At 45.9% G+C, this 15,606-nt stretch carries 14 protein-coding genes and 1 other annotated feature; all 14 genes read right to left on the reverse strand.

The features are described 5' to 3' along the window. Positions 1-198: 198 nt before the first annotated feature. Complete coding sequence (gene ileS, locus MHH52_RS22085) at positions 199-3,291, reverse strand: isoleucine--tRNA ligase (RefSeq protein WP_340004466.1); 3,093 nt, start codon at positions 3,289-3,291, stop codon at positions 199-201. A gap of 456 nt (positions 3,292-3,747) precedes the next feature. After that, positions 3,748-4,022: a binding site (T-box leader), on the reverse strand. A 384-nt stretch (positions 4,023-4,406) separates the two neighbouring features. Beyond that, entirely contained in the window at positions 4,407-4,919 is a 513-nt protein-coding gene (locus MHH52_RS22090; protein WP_076299650.1) for a DivIVA domain-containing protein, read from the reverse strand. Positions 4,920-5,146: 227 nt separating this feature from the next. Continuing rightward, entirely contained in the window at positions 5,147-5,929 is a 783-nt protein-coding gene (locus MHH52_RS22095; RefSeq protein ID WP_340004467.1) for a YlmH/Sll1252 family protein, read from the reverse strand. A 9-nt stretch (positions 5,930-5,938) separates the two neighbouring features. Further along, the gene (locus MHH52_RS22100; RefSeq protein ID WP_313639321.1) at positions 5,939-6,178 is read right to left on the reverse strand and encodes a YggT family protein; all 240 of its coding nucleotides are present in this window, start codon (positions 6,176-6,178) and stop codon (positions 5,939-5,941) included. Between the two features lie 34 nt (positions 6,179-6,212). Continuing rightward, positions 6,213-6,656 (reverse strand): cell division protein SepF, encoded by a 444-nt coding sequence (gene sepF / locus MHH52_RS22105; protein ID WP_313639298.1) that lies wholly within the window; start codon positions 6,654-6,656, stop codon positions 6,213-6,215. Between the two features lie 11 nt (positions 6,657-6,667). Continuing rightward, a complete protein-coding gene (locus tag MHH52_RS22110; protein WP_313639299.1) occupies positions 6,668-7,354 on the reverse strand; it encodes a YggS family pyridoxal phosphate-dependent enzyme in 687 nt (228 codons plus the stop codon). A 3-nt stretch (positions 7,355-7,357) separates the two neighbouring features. Further along, the gene (pgeF, locus tag MHH52_RS22115; protein WP_340004468.1) at positions 7,358-8,215 is read right to left on the reverse strand and encodes a peptidoglycan editing factor PgeF; all 858 of its coding nucleotides are present in this window, start codon (positions 8,213-8,215) and stop codon (positions 7,358-7,360) included. Between the two features lie 133 nt (positions 8,216-8,348). After that, positions 8,349-8,693 (reverse strand): YlmC/YmxH family sporulation protein, encoded by a 345-nt coding sequence (locus MHH52_RS22120; protein WP_313639302.1) that lies wholly within the window; start codon positions 8,691-8,693, stop codon positions 8,349-8,351. A 213-nt stretch (positions 8,694-8,906) separates the two neighbouring features. Beyond that, positions 8,907-9,689: an RNA polymerase sporulation sigma factor SigG gene (gene sigG, locus MHH52_RS22125; protein WP_036683631.1), complete on the reverse strand. Its 783-nt coding sequence runs from the start codon at positions 9,687-9,689 to the stop codon at positions 8,907-8,909. Between the two features lie 78 nt (positions 9,690-9,767). Then, the gene (gene sigE / locus MHH52_RS22130) at positions 9,768-10,490 is read right to left on the reverse strand and encodes an RNA polymerase sporulation sigma factor SigE (protein WP_028530613.1); all 723 of its coding nucleotides are present in this window, start codon (positions 10,488-10,490) and stop codon (positions 9,768-9,770) included. Between the two features lie 91 nt (positions 10,491-10,581). Then, a complete protein-coding gene (spoIIGA, locus tag MHH52_RS22135) occupies positions 10,582-11,529 on the reverse strand; it encodes a sigma-E processing peptidase SpoIIGA (RefSeq protein ID WP_340009771.1) in 948 nt (315 codons plus the stop codon). 491 nt (positions 11,530-12,020) lie between these two features. Further along, a complete protein-coding gene (gene ftsZ, locus MHH52_RS22140) occupies positions 12,021-13,142 on the reverse strand; it encodes a cell division protein FtsZ (protein ID WP_340004469.1) in 1,122 nt (373 codons plus the stop codon). 61 nt (positions 13,143-13,203) lie between these two features. Beyond that, the gene (gene ftsA / locus MHH52_RS22145) at positions 13,204-14,466 is read right to left on the reverse strand and encodes a cell division protein FtsA (RefSeq protein WP_313639304.1); all 1,263 of its coding nucleotides are present in this window, start codon (positions 14,464-14,466) and stop codon (positions 13,204-13,206) included. Between the two features lie 345 nt (positions 14,467-14,811). Then, positions 14,812-15,567 carry an FtsQ-type POTRA domain-containing protein gene (locus MHH52_RS22150; protein ID WP_340004470.1) on the reverse strand — a complete coding sequence of 252 codons (756 nt, stop codon included), beginning with the start codon at positions 15,565-15,567 and terminating at the stop codon, positions 14,812-14,814. Positions 15,568-15,606: the final 39 nt, after the last annotated feature.

Genomic DNA, 15,606 nt, shown 5'->3' on the forward strand with positions numbered 1-15,606 from the left:
TCCACAGCCACGGCTCCTCTCATACGTCTATACTCGCCACAAAGTAAACGAGCCCGGTCAAAGAGAATGAATCTCCTTGAGCACGAGGCTCGTTATTTTTGCGACGAAATATAAAGACTATATTTCCCGCATAAACAGAAGTTCTCCGTTTACACTTGTGCCGCTAGTATATGCTGTTTTGGGACAGGTAATGCAAATTCACGCTCCGATATGGATACCGATGGATTTGCCACCGACATCTACCGTTTCAAAAGCATGCTCTCCGCCAAAATCAACCGTAGTCACAAGTACATTGTCGCGCAATACATTCTCAAATGCTGTAACTGCTGCTTTAAGCTCATCATCTACATTCAGCGTGAGTGCGATCCGTTTCTCGATCGGCAGATCAAGCCGTTTACGGTAATCCTGAACCGCACGAATGATCTCACGAACCCAGCCTTCTTGCTCAAGCTCAGGTGTGATTTCAGTGTTGAGCGCAACCGTAATTCCATATCCGGAAGCTGCGGCGAAACCTGCTTTAGCTTGTTTTTCAACGAGCAGCTCTTCTGAAGTGATCACCAGTTCTTCTCCCTCTGGCGTCGCAATCGTGATAGAGCCGTCTTGCACCGCTTTGCGGGTAGAGTCACTATCCAGAGCTTTCAGGAAGCCTTGTAGGAAGCCGACGTTTTTGCCGTATTTTTTACCTGCTACCTTAAGATTCAGCTTGAGTGTGAAATCAACAAATCCACTGTCACTGGTCTCCAGTACGATGTTCTTGATGTTGATCTCATCTTTAATGATCTCTTCATACTCAGCCAAATGGAAGTCGCGGTTCATCGAAACGATCAGCTCGGACAGCGGTTGACGATTCTTAATGCCTGTTTCGTTACGCACGTTACGCGCCAGCTCAACGATTTGTCTCGCACTTTCCATATCCTCTTCCAGTTCTTTATCGATCAAGTTCTCATCAGCAACCGGATAGTCCGCCAAATGCACACTTTTTCCGCCGCCAAGGTTCGTGAAGATATCTTCAGACAACATTGGTGTAAATGGAGCCATCAAACTCGCTGTAGTCAAAAGCACATGGGTCAGCGTACGGTAAGCATCCAGCTTATCTTCACTTAGACCACTACCCCAGAAACGGTCACGGGAACGACGGATATACCAGTTACTCAGCTCATCTACAAAGTTCTCAATGGCTTTGGACGTATTCACGAAGTCATTTACCGCAAGGCCTTTATCCACCAAAAGAATTAAGCTGTTCAAACGGGACAGAATCCAGCGGTCCAGCTTATGTTCTGATACTTTAAAAGGATGATCGGCTGGATCGTAACCATCGATACCTGCATAAAGCGTCAAGAACGCATGCGTATTCACCAGTGTATCTACAACTTTGGATTTGGTTTCCCCTACAAGACCACGAGAGAACCGTTTATTGTTCCACGGCGCACTGTCGGACAGAATCGCCCAACGGAAAGCATCCGTTCCGTATTCGTTCATGATTTCCCATGGGTCAATAACATTACCTTTGGATTTGGACATTTTTTGACCGTTCTCATCGAGAATGTGTCCTGTAGCGATTACCGCTTTATAAGGAGCTTTACCTTTAAACAAGGTAGATACTGCAAGCAAGCTATAGAACCAGCCACGGGTCTGGTCGATCCCTTCACAGATCATATCCGCTGGATATTGATCGTTCAGCTTATCTTCGTTTTCAAATGGATAATGGCTTTGTGCGAAAGGCATCGAGCCACTATCGAACCATACATCGATAACTTCCGGTGTGCGAACCATCTCTGCGCCTTCGCTAAAAGGACTGCGTAGTTTGATTTTATCAACAAAAGGCTTGTGCAGCTCGATATCCTCAGGTACTTCGCCAATCGCCATCGCTCTCAGTTCTTCAATGCTATGTGGAGCGAACTCTTTGCCCGTTTCTTGACATACCCAGACATTAAGCGGTGTACCCCAGTAACGGTTACGGCTGATATTCCAGTCCACCAGTTCATCCAAGAACTTACCGAAACGGCCTTCGCGTACATGCTCAGGGTACCAATCTACACTGTTGTTGTTAGCAATCAGCTGATCTTTGATCGCTGTAGTGTTGATGAACCAGCTGTCTGTTGCGTAGTACAAGAGTGGTGTATCACAACGCCAGCAGAACGGATAGCTGTGCTCGTATTTTTCCTTACCGTAAAGTAGTCCTTTTTCAGATAAAGCTTTAACGATATCCAAATCGCAATCTTTCACGAAGCGTCCAGCAAAATCAGACACTACATCTGTATACTTACCAGAATTATCAACCACGTTTACGAAGCTGATGCCGTTCTCGCGGCAAGTCTTGTAGTCATCTTCACCATGCGCTGGTGCCATGTGTACGATCCCTGTACCACTGGAATCTGTAACGAAGGAAGCACCTACGATGACATTGCTTTTCTCTGCTTTGATGTATCCGAATGGAGGAGCGTAAGTTTTGCCGATAAACTCGGAACCTTTGTGTGTAGAAAGGACTGTGTGCTCGCCTTTCATCACTTCTTCGACCAAATTCTTGGCAACGATGTACACGCCGTCTTCTTGTTGTACACGTACATAGTCCATGTCTGGGTTCATGGCAAGAGCCATATGCGCTGGCAGTGTCCAAGGTGTAGTCGTCCAAGCTAGTACGTAGTCTCCACTGTCATCCAGTTTGAACTTTGCAGTCGCACTGAGATCCTTGACGGTCTTGTAACCTTGAGCTACTTCATGGGAGCTTAGGGTAGTCTGGCAGCTTGGGCAGTAAGGACTAACGCGGTGTCCGCGGTAGAGCAACCCTTTGTCATGCACCGTAGCCAAGATGTTCCACACGCTCTCGATATAAGTGTTATCCAAGGTTACGTAAGGATTATCTAGATCCGTCCAATAACCAATGCCCTCAGTAAACTCGCGCCATTGCTTCTCATAGCCGAAGACGCTGTCTTTACATTCCTGGATGAATTTCTCTACGCCATATTCCTCGATCTCCTGCTTGCCGGAGATGCCCAGTTTCTTTTGAACGCCTAGTTCTACTGGCAAGCCGTGTGTATCCCAGCCTGCTTTACGTACTACGCGATATCCTTTCATCGTCTGGTAACGACCGATGAAATCCTTGATTACCCGGCCCAGTACGTGTCCGATATGTGGGGCACCGTTTGCTGTAGGAGGCCCTTCGTAAAATACATAGTTCGGACGTCCTTCACGGTTCTCCATGGATTTGCGGAACGTATTTTCGTCGCTCCATTTCTTCAGTATGCGGACATCTCTTGCCCGCGCTTTTTCTCTGACATCTACTTTTTGCATGTGATAGTCAATCCTTTCCTTGGTTTAGTCTTTAACCTCTTTTCGATCCCCCGCTTATCACCGCAAGCGGCACGCTTTACCTCAGGCACCCGAGCCGCGATCCCGTTAGGGCAGCGGGGGCTCGAGGCGCCTCGGGGCGAACTTGCGCAGCTGTTCGCCTGTGCTCTTGCCTTTGGCTCCCGAGCCGCGATCCCGCAGGGCAGCGCTGGCTCGGGGTGCCACATGGGCCGGCGAGTGAAACGCCGGCCTGACCTAGCAGTGAAGGCCCCGCAGGCGAACCCGCCAGGGGAGCCTAAGATGGGCCGCTCCTTCGCCAACATGAGTCCGTTCGCTTCCACCACCGTACCTATTTGCACGAGGCTTTACTTTTCGGGTCAGCCCTTGGGGTCCCCCTTAGAAAGGGGGATTTAGGGGGATGGCCACCCCGAAACAACAAAATAAGCGTCATCCCACCCCCAAAGGGGCGAGACAACGCTCGCGATACCACCCTAATTCTGCGCATGAGCACATCCTTAAGGGGAGTGTATTCAGCACAATCTCAGTCCTGCGCGTAAATCTCATGCACAGGTCCGGTGTAACGTCCGGCAGACGGCTAAGCTTACGCACGATCAACGCTTCAGCTTAACTTCTAGGGGAAGATCTTCCGGCAGGGTTCGAACAATCGGCTCTCAGCAATCGCCGACTCTCTGGAGAACGTTACCTTGTCGTACTTGTCCCGTCATCGAATACATATAAACTTTAAACAGATATGTTCTATTTATAGACTTTTTGCGTCTAAATGTCAACAACCGCTAGCCAAATCCGCATTAGAAGTATACCGACGCTGGTGGAGATCGATTTTAGCGAAAAATAAAAAATAGAGGGAATAACTCCCTCTATTAAGCCGATTCTGGTTTGAAATTATAAATTAGAGGGAATTCCTCCCTATAAATTCAAGCAATATCCCTATTCCAGAGCGAATCAAGGATATTAAAGGGAGAATTTCCCCTTAACCTAATTTACAGACCCAAAATCCAAAAAGAACAGGAGAAATTCCCTCTAATTTGATCGAAGGCCCCAGAGCCCCAGATCCTGCCCAATCACAAACCAAATCGGCATTCATTCATCACAATTCATTAGATGCGATGTAAAACATCATCCTTAAAAGTTACGCTCTCGCTCGCCTCACGACTCTCCAAGGCATTCCAATCATCCTGTGACAACAGCTCGAGCTGAGCTTCCACCAATGTACGGAAACGGGTGCGATAGATCGAAGCTTGCTTGCGCAATTCTTCAGTCTCAATAGCAACCTTACGGGATTTGGATAACGCTTCGTTAATAATCCGATCAGCGTTCTTCTCCGCTTCCTTGATAATGAGCTGCGATTCCTTCTTGGAGTTGTTCTTCACATCATCCGCCGCTTCCTGAGCGACTAAGATCGTCTTCGATAAACTCTCTTCAATATTCACAAAATGATCCAGACGCTCTTGAATGGACAAAAGCTGATTCTGCAGCTCCTTGTTCTCACGGATGACACTTTCATAATCCTTGATCACTTGATCCAGAAATTCGTTGACCTCGTCCTCATCATAACCGCGAAGTCTCCGAGAGAACTCCTTGTTATGTATATCGAGCGGTGTTAATGGCATGCTGTGCACCTCCTAGAAATTTCGGACCTTCTAAGTCTCTGAACCATACCTGCGCAGCAGACAAAGAAGAAAGACTGTACTTCAAGTAAAGGCAGAGGATGTATCGACGTTCCAACTGCCATTCATGGTTCGCCTCTTCTATAAAATATCGGCGCCCTGCTTTAAAAATGTTTGATTCCCTCGAAATAATCAATTTCGACAAGTAAAGCCGGATTCCTGCAAGGGATTCACACAAATTTACCAACCTGAACACGGTATCGGCCCTTTTTCGTCAAACTACCGACCTCTAGAACCTTGAATCGACCAAATCCTTGAATAGATACCATGTCACCATCTTTAAGTCCGCAGGAAGGGTCTTCCTCCACTTTCCAATTTACCCGAACGCGTCCAGCCTTGATGGGAGCAAGAATTTTGCTTCGGCTAAGCCGTGTTACATCTGCGGCAATGCCATCCAATCGTAGGGACGCTACAGTCAAATCCATCATTTCCAGCTTCACCTCACTATTACGCAAGGCAGAAAGTGGCAATACCTCCGTACTCACCTGTATTCGGTGTACTCCAGTTAAATTCATGGCTAAATAATCTGCAATATCTGCAGCTACTACCACATGACAACCATCGTCCAGAACATGAATATCACCGATTTTGTCACGTTTTACTCCAAGACCCAGAATAGAACCCATGTAGTCCCCATGCTCAAGCGCCAGAAACTTTTGTTCACCGGAGGTTATCGCAAGAACCTTCATCTCCATATCCTCATGATCCAGCTCACGATAATCGGGAGCAACCAGTGCTCGCTTCCGCTCTGCCTCAGCATGACCGCCCTCCCATCTGACGATTACGTCTGGATGGCGGTTGACGAGAGTCTGCAGAATAAATCCTTGGCGCGGATCTAGAAATTCGGTCAATTTAGCCTCATGATATTCACCTGCATGGGTAACCCATTCCCAAGCCTTGTCCACAAATTGTCTTTCATCGGGATGAAAATGCCCGTAAACTTCTGTTTTCATATCTTCTGCCTAAAAAATTAAGTGCAAAATGGATTTGAGTCCACCTGCCGCAAATTCCAAGACGAGTAGTGCAATGATCGGGGAAATATCAAGCGTACCAAAGAGTGGCGGAATAAACCGACGAAATGGCGTCAAGTACGGCTCAACAAGCTTACTCAGCAGTTCTCCGATAAAGGTATCACGAACGTTAGGTAACCACGACATCAGTACATAGAAAATAATCATGTAAAAATAAATATTGAACAGCATATCAATAATGGAATCAATTTGGAGCAAAGCTCATTCACCTCATTCTGTTATAGTCTGGATCGTCACCTAGGATTTCCGTAATGGCACCTTGAATTTCAACGGTATCTGGAGTGCACATAAATATATTGCCCCCAATTTTAGAGATTCCTCCACCAAGGGCATAAACAGTTCCGCTAAGAAAATCAATAATTCTCATCGCTTGATCGTTACGGACGCGCTGAAGATTGATCACTACCGTCCGGTGAGAACGGAGATGGTCAGCAATTTCCTGAGCCTCATCGTACGAACGTGGCTCATAAAGTACAACTTTTACATTCTTTTGCGAATGGATACTGACAACGTTGCCCCTTTGATTTTTGCGGGTTTCGACAGGGGCTGGCTCATATTCATCCTCTTCATGGGAAATTTGCTCCCGCTCCACAATTTCCTCTTCCTCCTGCAAGCCCAAAAAACTCATAAATCGGTTCATAACGCTCATCACGATCCCTCCTAATGGCCTACTAACACCGTACCTAGGCGTACCCAGGTGGCTCCTTCCTGTATCGCTACCTCAAAATCATTCGACATTCCCATCGATAGCTCCGTAATCGGCTCAGGTGTCAAAGCAAGTTGATTGAGCTCATCGCGCAGCTCACGAAGTCCGCGAAATACAGGACGGGTAAGCTCCGGATCACCTTCTAAAGGTGCCATCGTCATTAGTCCAATTACTTTTACACGGTCGAGACTAGCAATTTCACGTAAAAATCCAGGTACCGCCTCAGGCGACAGACCAAACTTCGTGTCTTCTCCAGAGATGTTCACTTGAAGAAAGACATTCACTTCCTGATCTGCGGCAATCGCCTTTTTGTGTAATTCTTGTGCCAGGGATATCCGGTCCAAAGAGTGTATATATGGAAACTTGCCAATAACGTCTTTAACCTTATTGGTCTGCAAATGCCCGATAAAATGCCATGTCCCTTGGTCCCCTAAAACCTTCCATTTGTGCTCAGCATCCTGCCAGCGACTCTCGGCAATATGCTCTAGGCCAGCCTCCAATACGGAGGACACCATTTCCAGAGAAACATATTTCGTCACTGCAATTACCTTGACGTCATTTCGATCCCGGCCGCTTGCCGCGCAGGCACGTGTTACACGTTCCTCTACCTCAGCAATTCTCTCCTGCAGTGTTAAAGCCAACTTTCAACTCTCCTTTATTCCGATCCAGCTCGTCATCCTGCCTGTAACCCCATTTTCTTTGCGATAAGAAAAGAACAAATCTTGATTACAGCTTGTACACCAAGATGTACATTCGATATGAGTCGGCAATATTCCTGCTTTAATCATAATGCGTCGATTCATTTCTTTCAAGTTTAGCATGTATTTGTTCTCATCTGTATCAGATGTTCTGTATAGCCCGACAGTACCAGCTGTTTCTATCGGCTTATTCAGATCACCCTCCAATTGGCGGACATGCTCCATCACATAATCATCCACCTCATAACAGCAGTCACCAATAGATGGACCAATCGCTGCAATAATGTCCTGCGGATGACTACCGTATACAACCCCCATCTTATTCACCATAGCTGCTGCAATCCGGGCCACAGTTCCCTTCCAGCCAGCATGCGCAAGACCTACGACATGGTGCACTGGATCATAAAAGTAAAGGGGTACGCAATCCGCATAAAAAGAAGTCAGCAAAACTCCCGGCACATCGGTAAGCAAACCATCCGTTGTCTGAAATGCCGACGTTCTATCCTTTTGACCTCGGCCACGATCGGCTTCCCTTACCACTGCTATTTCCGCTCCATGGGTTTGTTCCCCACAGGTCCAGGCTTCCGGCTTGAAATCAAGAGCTTCAGCAAGTGCCCTACGATTCCTTAAGACATCTTCCGGAGCATCCCCAACATGAAACGCACAATTCAGGCTGTTATAAGGCTCTTTACTAGCCCCTCCCTGTCTACCGGTAAAACCTGCTGTAATTTCTTTATGCTCCTCACGCCAAGGCTCCAGATGGAGCAGCATAAGTGTTTCCTTCCCCTGCACAAACGGTTCCATATCCTCACCTCCGCCTTAGTGTACCACATGTAAATACCCCCACAAAATGCCGCTTAAGCTAGAACGCTCAATTTAGTAACTTTTTAAGCTATGACATTTCGTATTTTTAAAAAAAAACAAAAAACGCACCTAGTTAATAAGTGCGCCGTTCGCTTCGGTCCCCTCGTTCCAAATACATCGTTTCTCTCTCATCCTGCGCTTGAGGCATTCTTGATTCTTCAATCTTCACGAGCACTACATCAGACCCGATTTTGACAATATTTCGCCATGGAATAATCAGATCCGTTCCCCCTCCGAACAATCCCATAAACCGAGTGTATCCGGGAATTACAATGGCATCAATGACACCTCGGCGTAAATCAAGTTCTAAGTCACTGATTTGGCCCAGCCGCTTGCCGTCCACAATATTAATAACGTCCTTAGTCTGAAAATCAGAGATTTTCATTTTTTTGGCTGATCCTAAATAATCCTCGTTCATCCCACCACCCCTGTACAATCAGACCTATAGTCCAATATATGTTATGAAAGCTTGGCCACATGCATGAAATATCCCCACAAAGTGAGGCTATGCTTCGATGCTTACTCAGGTACTTTGCGGGGGCCCCAATATATACTTCCTGAAACATTAAAAAAGAGGAGAAAATCCAAAATCCTTGTTACGGATTCTAGATATCTCCTCATCTCTGACTATTTAAGACTTCACATGTTTCTGCATTTGCTGAATCGCAGATTTCTCCAGGCGTGAAACCTGTGCCTGTGAAATGCCAATCTCGTCTGCGACTTCCATCTGAGTTTTTCCTTCGAAAAATCGCATGGATAGTATTCGCTTTTCCCTCTGACCTAGTTTTCGCATCGCTTCACGTAAGGCGATTTCTTCGATCCACGAGACATCCTTATTCTTATCATCGCTAATCTGGTCCATTACATAAATAGGATCGCCACCGTCATGATAGATCGGTTCGAATAAGGACACTGGATCCTGAATAGCATCAAGAGCAAAGACTACATCTTCCTTCGGTACACCAAGCGCTTCAGATATTTCGAATATCGTCGGTTCCCGCGAATTCTGATTGGTCAGACTATCGCGTACCTGCAGCGCCTTGTAAGCAATATCTCTGAGTGAACGCGATACTCGAATCGGGTTGTTATCACGCAAATAACGGCGGATCTCACCAATAATCATCGGAACCGCATATGTGGAGAACTTAACGTTTTGTGATAAATCGAAATTATCGATGGCTTTCATCAGACCGATGCAGCCCACCTGGAACAAATCGTCAACGAATTCTCCCCTATTATTGAATCTCTGGATAACACTTAGAACGAGCCTAAGATTACCGTTTACCAATTTCTCTCTGGCGGATCGCTCGCCCTGCTGCTGCAGCGAAGTGAACAGTTGCCGCATTTCCACATTCGTTAGAACAGGCAGCTTAGCAGTATCCACACCGCAAATCTCGACTTTATTTCGGGTCATGATGATTTACCTCCCAAGGAGAAACATTACTGTACATTATCTCCCGGGTTGGCCATTTTATTCCTTGCTAATTTCACCTTACACCATCTTGTTAAACTCCTTACGCAGCCGCTTAATAATTCGTTTCTCCAGACGAGAAATATAAGATTGGGAAATGCCAAGCAGATCCGCCACATCTTTTTGTGTCTTTTCTTCGCCTCCACGCAGTCCGAATCGCAGCTCCATAATGAGTCGCTCCCGTTCGCTCAACTTTTCCAGTGCCTTTTGCAGCAGCTTGCGATCGACCTGTTCTTCAATGTTCCGATAAATGGTATCATTTTCCGTTCCTAATACATCTGAGAGCAGTAATTCATTACCATCCCAATCAATATTAAGAGGTTCATCAAAAGAAACCTCACTCCGTGTCTTGCTATTACGCCGCAGATACATCAAGATTTCATTCTCTATGCAGCGTGATGCATAAGTAGCTAGTTTTATTTTTTTCTCAGGATCAAATGTGTTAACCGCCTTAATTAATCCGATAGCACCGATCGAAACCAGGTCTTCAATATTGATTCCGGTATTTTCAAATTTACGAGCGATATATACAACGAGGCGCAGGTTACGCTCAATCAGCATCGCACGAACAGCTGCATCGCCGCTAGATAGCCGCTGAAGCAGATACTCTTCTTCTTCCCGTGTCAGCGGTGGAGGAAGAGCCTCGCTCCCGCCAATATAATAGATTTCCTGACTCTTCAGCCCCAGTAGAAACAGCATGCGGTAATATTGCAGCTGCAGAGCAATTTTCCATTTGACCATTATTGTTCCTCCTCCAAGAAGTACACGGTTCGCATATGAAGCTTTCAATTCCCGCTTTCAGCCATCAGAAGTTTGGTTCAGCTAGTTTTAAAGATTAAGAAGGTAGTGCTGCATCAGTAGCGCTCTCTCTTTGAGTTAAATCCGGATGTATGACCGCTCGATAGGCTCCATCTCCTGACAGTGTCCCGCCATCCAGCCCAATTAAGACTCTTTTACTATAAAAGGTATCTTCACCAAGCTTTATCGTCACAAGGTCCGGCTTCAGTGCGAGCATAAATGATGCCCCTCGGTTAATCCCCCTATAAGGTACTAGTCGCATCCTGTCCTGCCAAGCAAACGACTGCCCGTCCGTTTCTAGCAAAAGTCTGTCCGCACCATCCTGAGTGAGTCTCCCTTTCCATGCAGCAGGGAGATGCCCCTCCCAGAGCGTCGATTCCATCACCATCACCGGTATACGGGTCAAAGGATCACAGAGCCGGTTACCTGTGTCTAACAAGCCAGGACAAGAAACACTTACCCCATCAATTTCAACTACCACCTCACCAATATAAGATTCAAGCTGCTCCCTTCTGATTCGTGAGGAATGCACTGCCTTGAAGCAGATTAACACCAGGGGAAATACTGCAATGACAAACCAAAAGCCGATCTTTAGGCCGTAAGCATGCCCTCCTGAAGCAGTGAACATAATACCATTCCAAATATCGCTGGAGCTCTGCAGCAAATAGTGAATACCTACAATCCCACCTGCGGCTGCAAAATTGATAATATAGAAAGCTCCCATAGTGCGAAGGTAGCTTTGCAGACTCCCAAAACCAAAGGCAATCCATAGCATAACCACCGACAATCCAAACTTAATAAGGAAGGTATACATGAAAGACAGCTCCGGTACAAACATCATCACCACATACAGCGCGCCAACAAGAGCTGAGAGGATTAAGCGCCACCACGATATTCTCAGCTTAACCATCCAGCCTGTCAGCCACAAAAGAATTCCGTCGATCACTAGATTGGCGGCGAATATCAAGTCAATATAAACAACCAGTGCATTCACCTGCTTAATGGCGGAATCTATCCTGTAGCCAAAATGGATCAGGCTCTGTTTTTTGGACGATATGATTAGTATAGAAAGTCTCGCATTCAAAGTCTGTCTAAACTTGGGGGGCGTTCTTGCGGTTTTTTTGTCGAGTTATAGCGCGAGAGGATTTATTCCTTCTTCATGGAATTTCTTAGATCTTTTATTTCAAAAACTTTCATGAGCCCTCGGCCCACATCCACAATGTAAAATGTTATCCCTGCTTATTTATCCATCCCTTTCGCTGCATCATTCGTTGGAATAGAGAAAGCCTGCAAATATACAGATTTATCCGACGGTTGGCGACTGTCGTTACTACTTAGTCAACCATCGGCATCTGTGAGCCACACCGTGCTGTTGCCCCCCTTGATCGATCCTTACTTTTACGCAAAAAACACCGTACCGCCATAGCTAATCAGCTAAGCGATACGGTGTTTTCGTATAATCTTGATTATCTTTAATTAATCGTTGTTGCCCCGAGTACGATTACGCAGGAACGTCGGAATATCGAGCTGATCAGAAGAATTCTGATTGCCGAAAGGACGTAAATTAGCTGAACTCTTATCTGGTGCTGCCGCAGGCTCGTTATTCGTCGAGACCGGACGACGTCCTGGAGTTTCAGGCGATGGTTTATGTTCAAAGCCAGTAGCAATTACTGTTACTTTGATATCATCCTTCAGATCTTCATCAATAATCGCACCAAAGATCATATTCACTTCAGGATCAGAGGCGGATGTAACGATCTCAGCCGCTTCATTAACTTCATATAGAGAGAGGTTGGATCCTCCCGTAATGTTCATGATTACGCCGCGGGCGCCTTCAATAGACGTTTCCAAGAGTGGGCTCATGATGGCTTTACGTGCTGCTTCAGACGCACGGTTCTCACCATTTGCAATACCAATACCCATGAGCGCTGAACCGCGCTCTGTCATGATCGTCTTTACATCCGCAAAGTCAAGGTTAATCAGACCAGGAACCTTAATTAGGTCAGAGATACCTTGAACAGCCTGCCGGAGAACATTATCTGCTTCACGGAAAGCTTCCAACATCGGTGTTTTCTTATCAACGATCTCAAGCAAACGGTCATTTGGAATGACGATTAGCGTGTCGACTTTTTCTTTCAAAGCTTCGATTCCAAGCATTGCCTGGTTATAACGTTTTCTTCCTTCAAAAGTGAACGGGCGAGTTACTACACCCACAGTCAAGGCTCCGCACTCTCTAGCAATTTCAGCTATAACTGGTGCAGCACCCGTACCTGTACCGCCACCCATCCCTGCAGTAACAAACACCATATCTGCGCCTTTAAGGGTATTCGAGATCAAATCACGGGATTCTTCCGCTGCCTTCTTACCGACTTCAGGATTAGCTCCTGCACCCAAACCGCGGGTCAGCTTGTCCCCGATTTGCAGCTTGTGCTCCGATTTGGCCATATGCAACGCTTGGGCGTCTGTATTAACCGTGATAAATTCTACACCCTGAACGCCATTTTCAATCATACGGTTGACAGCATTACTACCTCCGCCGCCCACGCCGATGACTTTTATTTGCGCCAAGCTCTCCATTTCAAAATCAAATTCTAACATATTGTTCCATCTCCCCCTCAATGTGCTTGGATGGCCGGTCCAAGTATATCTGGACTTACACTTATATAAACTCGCTGAACATGTTCTTTAGACGCTCGACAAACCCGGTCTTCTGAACCGTTTCATGATTTGGAGTGGCATTCTGCTTACTCCGGTTGACCGTCTTTTTATTGCTGCTTCCACCACTGCTTCTTCCACGGAAGCTACGGACAACATTATGCAGGATACCAACACCTCCGGTAAACCCAGGGTCCCGTACACCGATATAATCCGGTACAGCGATGCGTACAGATGCAGCTAGCTCAGTCTGAGCCGCCTTTAATACGCCAGGCATCGAGACAGTTCCACCCGTTAGTATATAACCTCCAGGTAGTTCACTGTAACCAAGCCGTTTCACTTCCTGTTTAATCAGATGGAAGATTTCTTGCACCCTTGGTTCGATAATTGCCGCTAAATCCTCTTGGTTAAATTCCTTCTCCACGTTACTGCCAATGCGCAGCACCTTGAAGACAACGTCAGAGGCTGCATCGTCAATCCATGCGCAACCATACTTCAGCTTTACTTTCTCCGCTTGATCAGTAAGTGTACGTAGTCCGTATGCAATGTCATTCGTTACAAATTCTCCTCCGATCGGAATCGTAGAGGTTGCACAAAGGGAACTTTCTTCGTATATGGCTATCGTTGTCGACCCGGCACCGATATCAACCAGAACAGATCCCATCGATTTCTCGTCCTTGGATAGCGCCAATCCACCAGCACCAAGAGACATCAGCACAAGATCCTTCACTTTTAGCCCTGATTTCTCAACACAGCGTAGTAGATTATGTATTGGCGTCTTAGCACCCGTTACGATGGTTGCGTCAACTTCTAGACGAACACCAATCATCCCGCGCGGGTCCTGAATACCTTCGAGACCATCGACGATAAATTGTTTAGGAACAACATCAATCACTTCTCGCTCCGGAGGCATAGCGATGACTTCCGCAGCTTTAATAACGCGATCGATATCATCCTCACCGATTTCACGATCCTCATTCTGAACGGCCACGACACCGTGGCTGGATTGCAGGCCAATATGATTACCGGAAATGCCTACATAAACCTCTGATATTTGAATACCCACCATTTGCTCTGCATGATCTATAGCACTTTTGATCGATTGCACAGTTTGGTCGATATCTACAATCGCGCCTTTACGTATACCTTCCGAATCAGCAGATCCAACGCCAATAATATTAAAGGTTCCATTGGTAACTTCCCCAATTATTGCCCGAACTTTGGATGTACCGATGTCCAAACTAACAATGATGTCATTGTTGCTCAAGTCCTATGGCACCTCCTGTTATAATCTTAATAAATTGCATTACCTTATCCCTGTCCCGGGAAACTTCACTGTACATATTCAACATACCTAATCCTTTCCCTCTTTTTTCTACAAATTTTTTGAACGGAATAATATTCCAACATCCCTAAATGTGAATAGTTACTCATAAATTTTATAAAGAATGATAATTATCACAAGAAATATAAGCCATTTTTGGTTATTAAGAACCATGTGTAGGATTATATCTCAAAAAAATCGAAGAAAAAAGAGGGATTTAGCTTCTTGCCCGTAAATCCGATTGTAGCATTTTTTCAACTCTATTAGTAGGGACTATTGACCTTTACTCTACTCTTGCACATCTTTTTGATCATCAATCTCAACCTGAAAAGGAACATACGAGTCTGCTTCAAGCATCGTGATAAGTCCAGGCTCCTTAGTCTCTATTACCTGATTCAAATAGGCAACCTTGCTCTTCAATAAAGAGATGGATGTAATCACCTCAAAACGGGATCTAGTATAGAGCTTAATACGGTCTGGAAATGACAACGTTGGCGAGGGAACTATCTCAGAGATATCACTTGTCAATTCATTAGAAATGCTTCCTAGCGTTTGACATAAGATAGCCTTATTAGGATCACCTGTATCCCAGTTGGTTAATATGGGCTTCTCTACGGCAATACCAGCCTCATTAACGGACACAGCTGCTCCACTCGACAGAATCGCCTTTAAGATGCCTCCCTGTTCCAGTTCATAGGCCACCGCAGGGAACTCTTCAATCTTCACTGTGATTACGCCGGGAAAATCCTTCTTCACGGTCGCGTGCTTAACCGTCTTAAGCTCCAGCAGAGATTGTTCCACAGACTTCGCAGAAACGGCAAAGAATTGTCCGCCTATATGAATTCCACTCTGCGAGAGCAATTCATCGCTAGTAGAATACTTACTTCCCTGAAAATCTATCACTGTAATGTGGCTAATAGACGATCTAAAAAAAATCACAGCAAGAAGCGCAGTGAACAATAGCAGCAGGATCGCTGTAATCTTACGGCTCATTTTTTTCTTAGGCTTGTCCTCTTTAAGAAGAGGTAATCGGGTTGTTGTCATTCTCATATCTCCGTAATAAGGCCCTGTCTCCTCCTTTGA

The sequence above is a fragment of the Paenibacillus sp. FSL K6-0276 genome, from assembly GCF_037977235.1.
Taxonomy (GTDB): domain Bacteria; phylum Bacillota; class Bacilli; order Paenibacillales; family Paenibacillaceae; genus Paenibacillus_AQ.

Excerpts from the sequence above, each read along its gene's own strand:
- MHH52_RS22095 (WP_340004467.1), bottom strand. The coding sequence starts at position 5,929 with ATGAAAACAGAAGTTTACGGGCATTTTCATCCCGATGAAAGACAATTT.
- sepF (WP_313639298.1), bottom strand. The coding sequence starts at position 6,656 with ATGAGCGTTATGAACCGATTTATGAGTTTTTTGGGCTTGCAGGAGGAA.
- ftsZ (WP_340004469.1), bottom strand. The coding sequence starts at position 13,142 with ATGTTAGAATTTGATTTTGAAATGGAGAGCTTGGCGCAAATAAAAGTC.
- ileS (WP_340004466.1), bottom strand. The coding sequence starts at position 3,291 with ATGCAAAAAGTAGATGTCAGAGAAAAAGCGCGGGCAAGAGATGTCCGC.
- pgeF (WP_340004468.1), bottom strand. The coding sequence starts at position 8,215 with ATGGAACCGTTTGTGCAGGGGAAGGAAACACTTATGCTGCTCCATCTG.
- MHH52_RS22120 (WP_313639302.1), bottom strand. The coding sequence starts at position 8,693 with ATGAACGAGGATTATTTAGGATCAGCCAAAAAAATGAAAATCTCTGAT.
- MHH52_RS22150 (WP_340004470.1), bottom strand. The coding sequence starts at position 15,567 with ATGACAACAACCCGATTACCTCTTCTTAAAGAGGACAAGCCTAAGAAA.
- sigG (WP_036683631.1), bottom strand. The coding sequence starts at position 9,689 with ATGACCCGAAATAAAGTCGAGATTTGCGGTGTGGATACTGCTAAGCTG.
- MHH52_RS22100 (WP_313639321.1), bottom strand. The coding sequence starts at position 6,178 with ATGCTGTTCAATATTTATTTTTACATGATTATTTTCTATGTACTGATG.
- MHH52_RS22090 (WP_076299650.1), bottom strand. The coding sequence starts at position 4,919 with ATGCCATTAACACCGCTCGATATACATAACAAGGAGTTCTCTCGGAGA.